Origin of the sequence: Lentzea sp. NEAU-D7, from assembly GCF_026242055.1 — a bacterium.
Classification (GTDB): Bacteria; Actinomycetota; Actinomycetes; order Mycobacteriales; family Pseudonocardiaceae; genus Lentzea.
Genome location: NZ_JAPJDL010000002.1, coordinates 418,996 through 432,544, shown reverse-complemented (window position 1 = coordinate 432,544; position 13,549 = coordinate 418,996). Strand labels below are relative to the sequence as shown.

Annotated in this window: 7 protein-coding genes; 3 read left to right on the top strand and 4 right to left on the bottom strand. The window is 69.2% G+C overall.

The genetic code is table 11. The features are described from left to right. Positions 1-43 precede the first annotated feature (43 nt). On the top strand, positions 44-943 hold the full coding sequence (locus tag ORI60_RS05405) for a PAC2 family protein (protein ID WP_319983123.1): 900 nt from the start codon (positions 44-46) through the stop codon (positions 941-943). Positions 944-1,130: 187 nt separating this feature from the next. Continuing rightward, on the top strand, positions 1,131-2,291 hold the full coding sequence (locus ORI60_RS05400) for an MFS transporter (protein ID WP_266034986.1): 1,161 nt from the start codon (positions 1,131-1,133) through the stop codon (positions 2,289-2,291). On the opposite strand, the gene ORI60_RS05395 is transcribed toward ORI60_RS05400, so the two are convergent. Further along, positions 2,221-3,804 (bottom strand): ABC transporter permease, encoded by a 1,584-nt coding sequence (locus ORI60_RS05395; protein WP_266034984.1) that lies wholly within the window; start codon positions 3,802-3,804, stop codon positions 2,221-2,223. The two genes, ORI60_RS05400 and ORI60_RS05395, sit on opposite strands and share 71 nt — an antisense overlap. Then, positions 3,801-4,688 carry an ABC transporter ATP-binding protein gene (locus tag ORI60_RS05390; protein WP_266034983.1) on the bottom strand — a complete coding sequence of 296 codons (888 nt, stop codon included), beginning with the start codon at positions 4,686-4,688 and terminating at the stop codon, positions 3,801-3,803. Before ORI60_RS05390 ends, ORI60_RS05395 begins: the two co-directional genes overlap by 4 nt. 82 nt (positions 4,689-4,770) lie before the next feature. Between ORI60_RS05390 and ORI60_RS05385 the strand changes: the two genes are divergently transcribed. Next, positions 4,771-5,268, top strand: coding sequence for a GbsR/MarR family transcriptional regulator (locus ORI60_RS05385; RefSeq protein WP_266034981.1), 498 nt, complete (start codon positions 4,771-4,773; stop codon positions 5,266-5,268). A gap of 351 nt (positions 5,269-5,619) precedes the next feature. On the opposite strand, the gene ORI60_RS05380 is transcribed toward ORI60_RS05385, so the two are convergent. Together ORI60_RS05380 and ORI60_RS05375 are read right to left on the bottom strand one after the other, a co-directional pair. Continuing rightward, complete coding sequence (locus ORI60_RS05380; protein ID WP_266034979.1) at positions 5,620-6,507, bottom strand: hypothetical protein; 888 nt, start codon at positions 6,505-6,507, stop codon at positions 5,620-5,622. Then, complete coding sequence (locus ORI60_RS05375; RefSeq protein ID WP_266034976.1) at positions 6,492-13,235, bottom strand: RHS repeat-associated core domain-containing protein; 6,744 nt, start codon at positions 13,233-13,235, stop codon at positions 6,492-6,494. Before ORI60_RS05375 ends, ORI60_RS05380 begins: the two co-directional genes overlap by 16 nt. Positions 13,236-13,549 lie beyond the last annotated feature (314 nt).

Below are 13,549 nucleotides of genomic sequence, written 5' to 3'. Positions count from 1 at the left end.
AAGCCTACGATGAGTTGACTGACCGAACCCGTAGTCTGGCGCCGTGAACGATCCGTCCCAGGAATCCCCGACCCCCTCGAACCCGCGCATCCCGCTCACGGCTCCGATCATGGTCTGTGCGTTCGAAGGGTGGAACGACGCCGGCGACGCCGCGAGCACCGCGATCGAACACCTCCAACTCACCTGGGACGCCACCCCGCTCGCCGAGATCGACCCGGACGACTACTACGACTTCCAGGTGACGCGCCCCAGCGTCCGCATGGTGGACGGCGTCACCCGCAGGGTCGACTGGCCGACGACGCGGCTGTCGGTGTGCAGGCCCCCCGGCTCGGACGTGGACGTGATCCTCGTGCACGGCATCGAGCCGAACATGCGGTGGCGCAAGTTCGCCGCCGAGCTGCTGGGCCACATCGACGCCCTCGGGGTGACGACCGTGGTGACGCTGGGCGCGCTGCTCATGGACACGCCCCACACGCGTCCGGTCCCGGTCACCGGAACGGCCTACGACGCGGACGCCGCCGAGAAGTTCGGCCTGGAGCACTCGAAGTACGAGGGCCCGACCGGCATCGTCGGCGTGTTCCAGGACGCGTGCGTGCAGGCGGGCATCCCGGCGATCTCCTTCTGGGCCGCCGTGCCGCACTACGTCTCGCAGCCGCCCTCCCCCAAGGCCACCCTGGCCCTGCTGCACCGGGTCGAGGAGGTGCTCGACATCGAGGTCCCGCTCGGCGCGCTGCCGGAGCAGGCCGAGGAGTGGGAGCGCACGGTCTCCGAGATGGCCGACGAGGACGAGGACGTGCGCAACTACGTGCGTGCCCTGGAGGAGCGCGGCGACGCGGAGCTGCAGATCACCGAGGCGTCGGGTGACGACATCGCCGCGGAGTTCGAGCGCTATCTCCGCCGCCGGGGCCGTGGTCCCGGCTGGCCGTCGCCCGGTCCGCGCTAGAACTGCTTCACGCAGGTCAGGGCCGTCCCGGGTCAGGTGGACCGGGGCGGCTTCTTTTCACACTTCCGAGTGGTCGGGCCGTCGCGGAACTCCACCACCGGGCCGCGCGGCCAGAAACTTAGCGACAACAACCACTTTTCGGTGCTTCCCGCCGCTGCCCGCAACAGGGTGAGCGGCGGAGGTGTCCGTGGGACGGTTGGCACGCGCCGGGCTGTACGCGGGCGCCTTGATCGGGCCGTTCGGCGGCGCCGTGACGACCTCGATCCTGCCCGAGATCGGCGCCGGCTTCGGGCGGTCGGCGGGCAGCGCCGCCTCGACTCTCACCTACTACCTCGTGCCGTTCGCGGTGCTGATGCTGGCCTCCGGCACGCTCGCGCAGCGCTGGGGTCCACAACGGACCATCCGGATCGCCTACGTCGCCTACGCCCTGACGTCCGTGCTGGCCGCCTGCTCGTGGACCTTCGAGGTGCTGCTCGCCTCCCGCGCGTTGCAGGGCGCGGCGAACTCGTTCACGACACCGGTGCTGCTGGCGGTGATCGCCGCCTCGACGCCGAGGGAGAAGCTCGGCCGGGCGCTGGGGCTCTTCGGGTCGATGCAGGCGGCCGGGCAGACGTCCGCCCCGCTCGTCGGCGGGCTCACCGCCGAGGTCGACTGGCGGCTCGCGTTCGTGGTCATCGCGGTGGTCGCCGTCGCGCTCGCGGTCCTGGGCGTGCCGCAGACGGAGGCCGAGCCGGAGCGCGACGCGAGTCTGCGCAGCGCGTTCGTGCCGAGCACACTGCGGCCCGCGCTCATCGCCTTCGTCTGCTGGGGGTGCCTGGGCGGGCTGTCGTTCCTCGTGGCGTTCCGGCTGGACGACGTGTTCGGGCTCGGCGCGGGTGAGCGCGGCCTGCTGCTCACCGGCTTCGGCGTCGTCGGGTTCCTGACCGCGCGGCAGATCGGCAAGGCCATCGACAGGTTCGGCGCCGCCACCACGGTCGTCGTCGGCGCGACGCTGGGCGCGGGGCTCGTCGCCGCGGTGGGCACGACGCCGTTCGCGGCGGTCGCGGTCATCGCGTGGGCGCTGACCGGGGCCGCCGCGCAGGGCGTGCTGGTGAGCCTCAACGCGCTGGTGCTGCAGAACGGCAGCGCCAACAGGGGCGGCAGCGTCAGCGTCGTGCAGTCACTGCGCTTCATGGGTGCCGCCGCGGCCCCGCTGGCGTTCGTCCCGCTCTACCAGTCGCATCCGCTGCTGGGCTTCCTCGTCCCGGCGGCGCTGCTCGTGACCGTGCCCGCGGTCGTCACGTGGTCAGGTCGCGCCGGCGGAACCCGGCGAACCCCGCCGCCACCAGCGCCACCGCCACCGCTGTGAGCCACGCGAGCGGCCCGAAGGTGATGTCCGGGTACTTGGGGACGTGCGTGAACGGCGAGATGTTGATCATCCACTGGTCGAGCTGCAGCGCGGGGCCGAGCAGCGTGAGCACCAGCGCCGCCGACACCGCCGCCCAGCTCACGCCCGTGAACTGCGGGAACAACCCGAACAGGACGAGCGCCACGCCCGCGATCACCCAGGCGGCCGGGAGCTGGGCCAGAGCCGCGCCGAGCATCTGCGGCAGGACGGTGCCCACGTCGTTCGTCTGCGCCCCGTAGACGAGGCCCAGGCCCAGACCGGACGCCGCCAGCACGACCGCGCCGCCCACCAGGGCGAACACCGCGTGCGAGGCCACCCAGCCCCAGCGCGAGACCGGCGTGGCGAGGATCGGCTCCGCGCGGAACGACGTCTCCTCCGATCGCAGCCGCAGGACCGCCTGCACCAGGTAGATCGACGAGATCAGCCCGAGCAGCTGGGTGATGGTCGCGAAGAACGCGTCGACCATCGCGTCGGCCCCGCCGATCTTGCTGACGATCTGCCCGAGCGCCGGGTTGTCGTCCACCATCTGCCCGACGGCCTGCGCGACGCTGCCGTAGATCACGCCCACCGCGAACAACGCGAGGGACCAGCCGATCAGCGAGCCCTTCTGCAGCCGCCACGCCAGCCCGAACGGGCCGCCGATCGTGCCCTGCGGCGGGCCCAGCCGGGCGGGCAGCAGGCCGAGTCCCACGTCGCGGCGGGTCACGACGTACGCGGACACGCCCGTCAGCAGCACGAACGCCGCCAGCGGGAGCAGCAGCACCCAGAACCTGTTGTCCCCGAAGGACCGCACGTGCTCGGTCCAGCCGATCGGCGAGAGCCAGGTCAGCCACTGCGGCCCCGACTCCCCCGCCGCGTCGCCCGCCGCGCGCAGCAGGTAGACGACGCCGAGGAACCCTCCCGCGATGGCGTTGGACACGCGCGAGTTCTCCGAGAGCTGCGCGGTGAACGCGCTGACGGCCGTGAACACCAGCCCCACGCTCGCCGTGGAGAGGCCGAACGCGAACGCGCCCGCCGGGTCCAGGTCCTTGCCGACCAGCGCGAGCGCCTGCAGCAGCCCGATCAGCAGGCTCGTGCCGCCCGCGACGACCACCGCGGCGGCCAGCGGAGCATGCCGCCCGACGACCGTGGCGGCGATGAGCTCGGTGCGGCCCGCCTCTTCCTCCGCGCGCGTGTGCCGGGTGACGACCAGCATGGCCATGATCGCGATGAACAGTCCGGAGAAGACGCCCCAGCGCCACACCACCAGGCCGCCCAGCGACGACCAGTCGTGCAGCGGCCCGAGCATCGCCAGGAAGGCGGAGTTCGCGTTCGCGGTGACGCCGAGCAGGTCGCGGGACTGCTGCGTGGCGTACAGCTCCTCGAGCGCGGTCGTCGTCGAGTAGGTGACGCCGACGAGGAAGAGCACCCAGACCGGCAGCAGGATCCGGTCGCGGCGCAACGCCAGGCGGACGAGGTGCCCGGTGCCGATCATTTCGCGTCCTCGTAGTGCCGCAGGAACAGCTCCTCCAGCGTCGGCGGCTGGGAGGTCAGCGTGCGCACGCCCGTCGACACCAGGTGCCTGAGGACGGGGTCGAGCTCGTCGGAGTCGACCTCGAACCTGACCCGGTTGCCCTCGGCGACCAGGTCGTGCACACCGGCGAGGTCCACGAGGCCGTCCGGCGGGCCCGCAAGCTCGGCGGAGATCGACGTGCGGGTGAGGTGCCGCAGCTCGGCGAGCGTGCCGGTCTCGACGATGTGGCCGTTGCGGATGATGCTCACCCGGTCGCACAGGGCCTCGACCTCGGCGAGGATGTGGCTGGACAGCAGCACGGTGCGGCCACGCCGGCGCTCGTCGTTGATGCAGTCCTGGAAGACGGCCTCCATCAACGGGTCGAGGCCCGAGGTCGGCTCGTCGAGGATCAGCAGTTCGACGTCGCTCGACAGGGCGGCGACCAGCGCGACCTTCTGCCGGTTGCCCTTGGAGTAGGTGCGGCCCTTCTTGCGCGGGTCCAGTTCGAAGCGCTCCAGGAGCTCGGCGCGACGGGCCTTGTTCAGGCCTCCGCGGAGCCGTCCGAGCAGGTCGATGACCTCGCCACCGGTCAGGTTGGGCCAGAGGTTGACGTCGCCGGGGACGTAGGCGAGACGGCGGTGCAGGGCCGCGGTGTCCTTCCACGGGTCGCCGCCGAGCAGCCGCGCGGTGCCGGAGTCGGCACGCAGCAGGCCGAGCAGGACCCGGATCGCCGTCGACTTGCCGGCGCCGTTCGGGCCCAGGAAACCGTGCACCTCACCAGTGCGGACGTCCAGGTTCAGATCGTCCAGCGCGCGCGTCGGGCCGAAGGTCTTCACCAGGCCCGACACGGATATCGCAGATGTCATGGCGGGTAAGCTACACTTCTTTCACAACTTCGTGAAGCATGTAAATTTTGCCCGATCGGCTGACGAAAAGGATGATGCCGCCGTGACGAGTACTACGGAGCGTGACACGCAGGCGGTGAGCCAGTTCGTCGAACGGTTCGGCGGCATCCTGGCGGACACCGGCGTGCCCCGCATGCCGGCTCGCATCCTCGCGGCCCTGCTGACGACGGACTCCGGTCGGCTCACCGCGGCCGAGATCGCCGAACTGCTGCAGATCTCCCCGGCGGCGGTCTCGGGCGCGGTGCGCTACCTGACCACCGTCCAGATCGTCAGCCGCGAGCGCGAGCCGGGATCACGCCGCGACGTCTACCGGATGCGCGACAACGTCTGGTACGAGGCGACGTTCCGCAAGGACCAGATGCTGGGCATGATCGACGAGGTGCTCGCCGAGGGCGTCGAGGCGCTCGGTGCCGGCTCCGACGCGGGGGCGCGGCTGGACGAGACGCGCGAGTTCTTCCGCTTCGTGCACGGCGAACTCGGCTCGATGCTGGACCGCTGGCGCGCGCACCGCGAGAAGTGGCTGAAAGAGCACCAGGGCTAGTCACCACCATCTCGCCCCGATGACGTTCTCTGGGGTTCCGCACGGCCGTTCCGCGTGTTGACAGGGCCTGAGGGCGATGCCGATCCGGCGTTCCCCCTCCCGCCCGGCCTGGGGAACGCCCGTGCCGCTTCCACACACTGTTCGCACCGCGCAACCCCGCCGAGTTCCACCAGGTGCTTCGCCCGGCGACCGCCTGGTCGTGGCGCGGCCGGTGCGGTGGCACCCGGCCGAGCCGCTGGCCTCGGTCGCCGTCGATCCCGAGAACGAGGAACGCCTGCACCTGGCGCCGGAGCGGTACGTCGCGCTCGGCAGCCGGGGTTGCTGCGGCTGTCTTCGCGTCAGCCGCAGCGCTCACAGGAACTGCTTCGGGTCGTCCCACTCCATCCGCACGACACCGTCGGTGTCCGGCACCACCGCGTACAGCTCGGCCAGCGCGGCGCCTGCGAGGAAGAGGTCGAACCCGGCACCGGTCACCTCAGCCAGCTCGTCCTCGCCGTTCACACCGACCGGAAGCTGACGGTGTGCCAGTTCTCCCGGCTCCAACGGCGCGCTGAACGCCGTGAAGTCCTCGTTCAGCGAGCGAGTCCGCAGATCAGGATTCACCACGACGCTGACGAGCGAGCGCGGGCGGATCTCCGCGATCACCTGGTCGACGTTGTCCTTCGTCAGCAGGAACCACCTGCTGCCGCATTTGCCGAAAGCCCACCGTTCGCTCAGCAGCGTCGTCTTCTCCTGGGCCGCCACACGCACGGTGGCCCAGAACGCGTCATCCGCCACCGCCCTGACCGGGATGTCCGCCTTCATCACGTCCGGCTGACTCGACCGCCACCCGATCTCCAGGTGTTCCTCCGGCAAACCCTCCAGCGCGTCGTAGATCTCCCGCGTCGCGGGCAGAAAAACCCAACCGTCCCAGCTCTGCTCGATCCTCAGGACGTTTCCACCGCGCAGGCGGAACGACGGGCTGTCGCCACGGCCCAGCATCTCCACGAACAGATCAACGGCCTGCTCCGGCGAAACGCCGACGCCGTTGCGCAACCACGCGAGTTCCTCGGGCAGCGGCTCCCACACGTTCAACACGTCGATCTCCAGGAAGCTGACGCCACTCGCAGCTACGGCGGCGGCGAGTACGCCGCGGAGTTCCGCGGCGTACTCGAGCCAACCTGGAGCACCGTCGAGCTTCGAGCCGACGACCTCGTCGCGAGGAACCAGGACGATCTCCAGCGTCACGGGTACAACCATTCGAGACCTTCCAAGTCATTCGTCCCGTTGACCGGGCCGTAGCCGCCCAGCCTCGTCTCCTTGCTGTGGAGGTCCTCGAGCCTGTCTGCGGCCTTGTAGTAGGCGCCCGAGTGTCCGTTGCGGTCATAGCTGATGTACTCCGGCCGGTAGCTCTTCGGCTTGGGGTGCCGCCAGGCCGCGGTACCGTTCTTGGACCGGTTGCCACCAGGCACCTTCACGTAGCCGAGGCGCTTCGCGACCTCGTCCGCCACCCACTGCGGCGTCTCGTTCTCGTTGTTGACGCCGCCTTTCCGCTCGCCGCCGCCGTTGTTCTTGCCCTTCTTCTTGGCGCAGTTGTGCACCAGGACAGGCGTGTCACCGGCCGCCACGTAGAACGTGTGCACGCCCTGCACCGTCAGGTCGTACACCGGCTCGAAGTGAACATAGCGCCGAACCTCGGACACCACCGGCCGGGACCCGTCCGGCGACAACAGTGCCTGCCCCGGCTCGAGCTCGCCCATCTTGGTGAAGACGCCGGCGGAGTCCGCCCACACCTCGTGCCACGAGGTGCCGTCGACCGAGCCGGTGGAACCGTCGGCCGCGCGCACGACCAGTTCGGTCATGTCGCCCTCGTTCGTGTGGACGAAGCGGTTCTCCACGACGCGGTCGGTGGTCTCGCCGGTCTCGGGGTCGGTGGCCTTGACCGTGTCCCCGATGGCCACCTCGGAGATCGGCTTGCGCGTGCCGTCGGCCATGACGACCTTCGTCTCGGCGACGAAGCTGTTCAGGCAGTCGACGGCGTTGCGTTCTTCCTTGCGCGTCAGGTTGATGAGCGGTGCCGCGCGTTCCGCCTTCAACGCCGCCGCGCCGATCCGCCCCAGACCGCCCAGCGCGTACGGGGCGAGTGCCTCACCGCACCCCTTGACGGACGGGTCACGCACGCAGTCGATGACCGCGTCGATGCCGAGCATCATCATCATGAACTCGTCGGTCGTCATCTGCTGCGGCTTCACCGGGTGTTTCCGGTTCCACTCGGCCCGCTCGGCGCTCTTCATCGACGGCAGGTTGAACGCGGGCTTCTCCTTGGTGCCCTGTTTGGCTGGTGGTGGGCAGTACGCGACCCAGGGCGTCAGCGTCACCGAGATGACGATGAAGTAGATACCGGGCTGGTACAGGCGCGGGCCGATGAAGCCGTCGTTGATGGCCATCCAGCCGACGTAGCGGCTGACGCTCATCTGCATGCTGTTGCGGTTCGCGATGGCGAGGTCGCTCAGGGCGGTGATCGCGCGGAGGATGCCCTGGAGGCCGTAGCCCACGATCGTGTAGGTGCCGGCGGACAGCAGGCCGGTCGGGTCGCTCAGCGTCGTCGGGTTGTTGTCCGCGTAGACGTACCCGGTCATCTGCTGGGCGTTGTCGGTCTCCAGGATCGGGTCGACGCTGATGAACCGGCCGGTGGACGCGTCGTACTTGCGGGCGCCCACGTCGGCCAGGCCGGTCGAGCTGTCCACCGGTTTGCCGAGGAAACCCTTGTCGTCCGGCCAGTAGCCGCCGAGGACGTCACCGATCTCGTTGCCGTACGGGTCCATCGCCCTGCGGACAACGGAGAAGTCCACTGAGTCGACGGCGACCATCGCGGTGCCGTGGTGGTCGGAGACGAGGTACTTCGGGTTGGCGCCGCCGACGCGCACCGCCACGGTCACACCGTTGTGCGAGTAGTACCGCGTACCGGTGAGCTGGCCGGTGCTGTTGTCCCGGCTCAGTTCCTGGCCCGGCAGGTACACGGTCGTGCGCCCTGGGTCGCGGCGCACGAGCTGTCCGCCGTCGGCGCTGTAGGTGTAGCGGGTCGTGCCCCGCGGTGACGTGACGGTCTCCAGCCTGCTGTGCTCGTCCCACGTGAGGGTCTGCTGACCGTTCGGCAGGGTGCGGCGCACGGTGTTGCCGGTGGCGTCGTAGCCGTAGCTCGCCGAGATGGTGCCGTGCGACGACGTCGTCGTGGTACCCGTCAGGGCGTGCGGCTGGGTGCCACCGTCCGCCGGGTAGTCGTACGTGGTCGTGGTCTCCGGCTTCGCCGCGCCGGTGAACGCGTGCTGCGTCTGGCTCGCCCGCGTGCCGTTCGGCTTGAACGTCCACGAGGTCCAGTACGCCGCCCGGCCGCCGACGGTCTCCGCCGACGCGGGCGCGGCGCAGTCGTCGTTCGCCGTCCACGCCTGGTTGAGACGGCGCAGGGTGTCGTAGGTGAAGCACTGGGTGCGCACCGGCGCCTGGCCTTCACGGCCCTGCGTGTTCACCATCTTCGTCAGGTTGCCGGCCGGGTCGTACGAGTACTTCGTGTCGTCGATTTGAGCGTCCGCCTGCTGCGCCGAGAAGTTAGTGCGGGTCAGCCGGCGGGTCTGCGGGTCGTAGTCGTACGTCAGCCACGCACTGTTGTTGGACGGGCCGAGGGTGAACTGCCGCGAGTCGCCGAACTGGGTGTACTGCGACTGCAGCACGTAGGTGAAGCTGGAACTGCTCGTGCTGTTCGGCTTGCCGTACTTGTTGTAGGTGATGCCGATCGCCTCACCGGGCAGTCCGCCGACGGTCGGCTGCTGCACGGAGTTCAGCAGGCCTGTCGTCGTGTAGCCGTACGTGGTCGTGTACAGGCCGGCGAGCCCGGTCTCCGACGCCGGGATCTGCGTCAGCGACTTCGCGGGCAGGCCCTGGCCGTTGTACGCGCCGACACCGGTGACGTAGTTGCCGTTCGCGGTGTGCCGGATCGAGTGGCCCGGCAGGCCGACACCGTTCTGCGCGGTGTCGAAGGTCCACGACGCGAGCTTCACGCCGGTCTGCGAGCCGTCCCGCTCGGTGATCTTGCGGCCGAGCACGTCGTACTCGTAGGCGATCGTCCTGCCGCGGGCGTCGGTGGTGGTCAGCGCCTGTCCGGCCAGGTCGTACGTCGAGGTCGAAACGCCGGAGTCGGGGTCGGACTGGCGAACCTGGTTGCCCAGGAAGTCGTAGTCGAACGACCACACGTTGGCGACGTGGTCCTTGATCGTCTTTTGCTGGCCGAGCGCGGTGTAGGTGTAGGTCAGCGCTTCGAACACACCGCCGGTCACCGTGTTCCCGTCGATCTGCGGTGGCGTGCTGTAGCGACGCACCTCGGCGTCACGGCCGCGGGCGTCCACGATCTTGGTCGTCACCGGGGCGCCCTGCGGCGGCACGACGGTGACCCGGTCGCCACCGTGGACGGTCCGCGTGCGCCATGTCTCCGTCACGCCCCTGTAGGCGATCGTGAGCGTCTGGCGGCCCGCACCGTCGTAGGTGTTGACCGTGCGGTCGTTGACCGACTTCGGGTCGACGGAGATCATCGTGGTGGCCGGCGCGCCGCTCACCACGTAACCGTTGTTGGCGCTGATGACCTGGCCGTGCGAGTCGTAGAACGTGTCCTTGACCGCACGCCCGCCGTCCAGCGAGTCCACCTGGGACTGTCTGATGTGGCCGAAGGAGTCGTACAGCTCGACCGTGGTCAGGTAGTTCTTGCCGTCGCCGTAGTCGACCAGCTGCTTGCTCGTCACGGCCAGCGGGCCGTTGGTGCGCACCAGGTACTCGTAGGTGGCCGACGCCTCGTCGATGCCCTTGGTCCGGCCGGGCTGCCACACCGAGGCGAGCCTGCCGAGCGCGTCGTAGGCGGCGTCCGTGCGGCGCCCGCCGACGTCGACCTGCCCGGTGGTCTTGCCGGTCGCCGGGTCGATCTCGATCGACGACGTCTGGTTCTTCGCGTTGGTGCTGACGGTCTTGGTCAGCACACCGCCGTCCGCGGGCGTGTACTCGGTCTTGGCCGTGCGGTTCAGCGCGTCGGTCTTCGAGGCGATGCGGCCGGACGGGTCGTAGGTGGACGTGCCGGTCGTCGTGAACGTCAGAGCGTCATTGACGTTCACGGTCGCGGTGTCCACCCGCGTCGCGTCGCCGGCGGAGGTGATCTTGCCGAGCTCGGACTGACCGTCGTAGAACGTGCGCAAGCCTGCGAGGATCGAGGTCTGCGCCACGTCCTTCGCCGGGCACACCTGCGCCGACGTGATCGTCTCCGACACGCGGTTGCGGATCCACAGGTCGGTGTTGTCCGCGTACTTCGTGGTGGTGCACTGGTCCGGCTGCCCGTCGGCGGACTCCGTCTTCGCCTCCGGCCGTCCGGCGGAGTCGAAGCGCGTGACCGTCGACGTCGTGCGCGTGCCGCCCGTGACGGTCTCGATCTGGCGGATCTTGGTGGGCGCGACCTTGTTCGCGGTCAGCGCGGACAGGCCGGTGCGGGCCCGCGTCGCGGAGGCGGAGACGATCACGGCGGGATCGGTGATCGCGGATGAGATCCGCTCACCTCCGTCACCGTTGAAGACCTCTTCCTCGTACGGAACGTCAGCGAACAGCCGGTTGTCCACCGTCGACTCGCCGAGAGAGTTCGTCACCGAGGCGGAGCGCTTGGCGCCGCCGGGCATGGTGTCACCGTCCATGCCGCGGAAGTAGGTGGTGCGCCGCAGCGTCTGCTTGTCGTTGACCCCGTCGAAGCTGAACTGCTTGTCGCCGGTGCGCTGTTCCACCTTGCCGTAGCCGCGGAACTGGCCGTACGTGCGGTGTTCCGGCTTCACCAGCTCGAAGTCGTCGAAGTGCCACGCAGGGTCGCCCAGGTAGGCGTACTCGGTGGTCTGCGTCGGTGACGACGCGGTGGTGTCCTGCACGTCGACCCGGTCGACGACGTACTTGTGGAAGTACTCCAGCTTCGGGTTCTCGTTGTAGGGCAACGTCCAGTACACCGGGTAACAACGCCGCTTGTTGTTGGCGTGGTCGGTCGGCACAGACTCCGCGGTGCAGTCCGGCTTGCTGTAGGTGACGTTGATCGACGTGCCGGTCTCGGTGGCGATGTTGGTCACCCGCCAGTGCGGCAGCGTCGACGCCTGCTGGTGCGGTACGCGGTTCTCCAGCGGCTGTCCGGTGAACGTGATCGGGTTGACCGGCAGTGACGTGCCGTCCTTCGCGTACCCGGTGCGGGTGATCGTCTGCAGCCAGAGTTCCTTGTCCGCCACGGACTTGAACTCCTGGCCGAACTGGTACCGGTCGGCCTTGACCGGGCCGGAGCCCTGGTCGTAGAAGGTGTTGATCGCGGTCAGGCGCTTGCGGGACCAGAACGACGGGCCGCGGTTGTTGCAGGTCGCGCCCTGCTTGCACTCCTGGTCCTGCGGGGTGTCCGGCCAGTACTTGGCGTTGGCCGAGGTGAACTTCGCCGGGTCGCAGTCGAAACCGGCCTCCGGCAGGCAGCGTTCGGCGACGTCGAAGGTGACCTTGTTCGGCGTGGTGCGGCCGTAGATCGATCCGCCGATCTTGCGCAGGCCGTACTCGATCCGGTCGAGCGTGCCGCCCCGGACGTACTCGACGCCGACCGTTTTGTTGTTGGCGCCGTAGAAGTTCTTCTCCTGGTTGTAGTAGTACGCCGTGACGTTGCCGTGCGGGTCCTCCACGAAGTCGAGGTTCCAGCGCCACGCCTGGTCGCACTTGGACTGAGCGAAACCCGCGGTGCTGTAGCAGGGATCGCCGGCGCGCGGGCCGTACACCGGCACGGTCCACGCCGACTTCGTCTCCTGCTGGTCGGTGTACCCAGGACCCCGGTTGCGGCCGAAGTAGTAGCTCACACCGTCGGTGCTGGTGACCTTCCAGTGCTCGCCGTCGCGCACGCCGTTGACCGCACCGGTGAGGAGCTCGATGCGCGCACCGCCGTCGGTCGCGGCCTTCCACGTCTTGGTGGCGTCGTCGAGCACGAGCTCGGTGGCCTGGCCGTTGAGGTTCATCGTGACGATCTGGCCGGCCCAGCACAGGTCACCAGTGCGCTTCTCCTCCGGCAGCTGCTTGTCCTGCGCGCAGGTGCGGTAGCTGCGTTCGATGGCACCGGGTGAGTAGTCCCAGCCCTGGCCGAGCCAGGACGACTGGCTGCTCGTCGCGAGCGTCCGGCCGTCGACCGAGGCGGAGTTGTAGGCCAGCGTCACCTGAGGGGCGACGGACGCACCCGCCGAGGCGGGAGGGATCACGACCGGGTAGGCCCAGGTGAAAGCGCCGGAGCTGCCGGAGACCGCCCATGCGCCGGACGGTGTCAGCGAGCTCGCCTCGAACGTGCCGGTGGACCCCGAGGTCTCGGCAGTGGCGGCGAACACCATCGGCTGCGCCGCGGCCGTAAAGGTGCTCACGGTTCTGGTCTGGGGGTCGTTCTTGGACCTGACCGGCTTGGTGACCCGGCACTCCGGCTTCTCCGGCGTGCTCAGCACGCACGCGGGCAGCTCGGTGAGCTGGAGGCGGGAGCCGAAGTCACCGCCGACCGCGTTGCGAAAGCCGGTGTAGTCGAGGCCGATCTCGACCTCGCCCTGATGCTCGTCCTCGGGCTCCACCGCCACGATCACGCCGGTGATGCCGGCGCGCTGGGACAGGTCCTGCCCGGCGACCGCGACCTCGAAGGTGCGCTTCTCCTTGCCGGACACTGTGATCGGCAGGTCACCGGCCTTCACGGCGGAGGCGTCGCCGCTGGTGCGGGCGCCCGCCCTGCCGGCGCTCGGCCAGGTGGTGTTGGTCAGGTCGAGCGGGCCGGGAGGCTCCGGCTGTTTCTGCTGCGCGCCGACCACCAGGTCGGTGAACGGCACGCGCTCGTCGTGCCCCAGGACCGGTCCGGGACCGGAGTTCGCACCGTCGGCGACGACGCCCGTCAGCAGACCGGCGACCACCAGAAGCGCGACACCCACCGACGTGCCACGTCTGGAGAAAGGCGCACGCGAAGAAGCCCCACCATGCATGTTCGAACTACCCCCAGGCAACGAGGCCTCCTTGGCCTCGACGCGCTGACAATAGCCAGTGGGATCACTTCGGGGTAGTCGGAAAATCCAGTTCCGGGCAGCGGCCCGCGTTACATTCCCGAACATGGCGTGCATCACATCGAACTTCGCTTTGTGCAGGCGAGAGCGCCGAGTTAGGGTGCGCCGGGCTCAATCTGGTGGGCCGTACGGGGTTGCCTGGGGGAAGTTGTGCGTGGTGGATCATTTTGTGCTGCCTTTTTCAG

Excerpts from the sequence above, each read along its gene's own strand:
- ORI60_RS05380 (WP_266034979.1), bottom strand. The coding sequence starts at position 6,507 with ATGGTTGTACCCGTGACGCTGGAGATCGTCCTGGTTCCTCGCGACGAG.
- ORI60_RS05390 (WP_266034983.1), bottom strand. The coding sequence starts at position 4,688 with ATGACATCTGCGATATCCGTGTCGGGCCTGGTGAAGACCTTCGGCCCG.
- ORI60_RS05395 (WP_266034984.1), bottom strand. The coding sequence starts at position 3,804 with ATGATCGGCACCGGGCACCTCGTCCGCCTGGCGTTGCGCCGCGACCGG.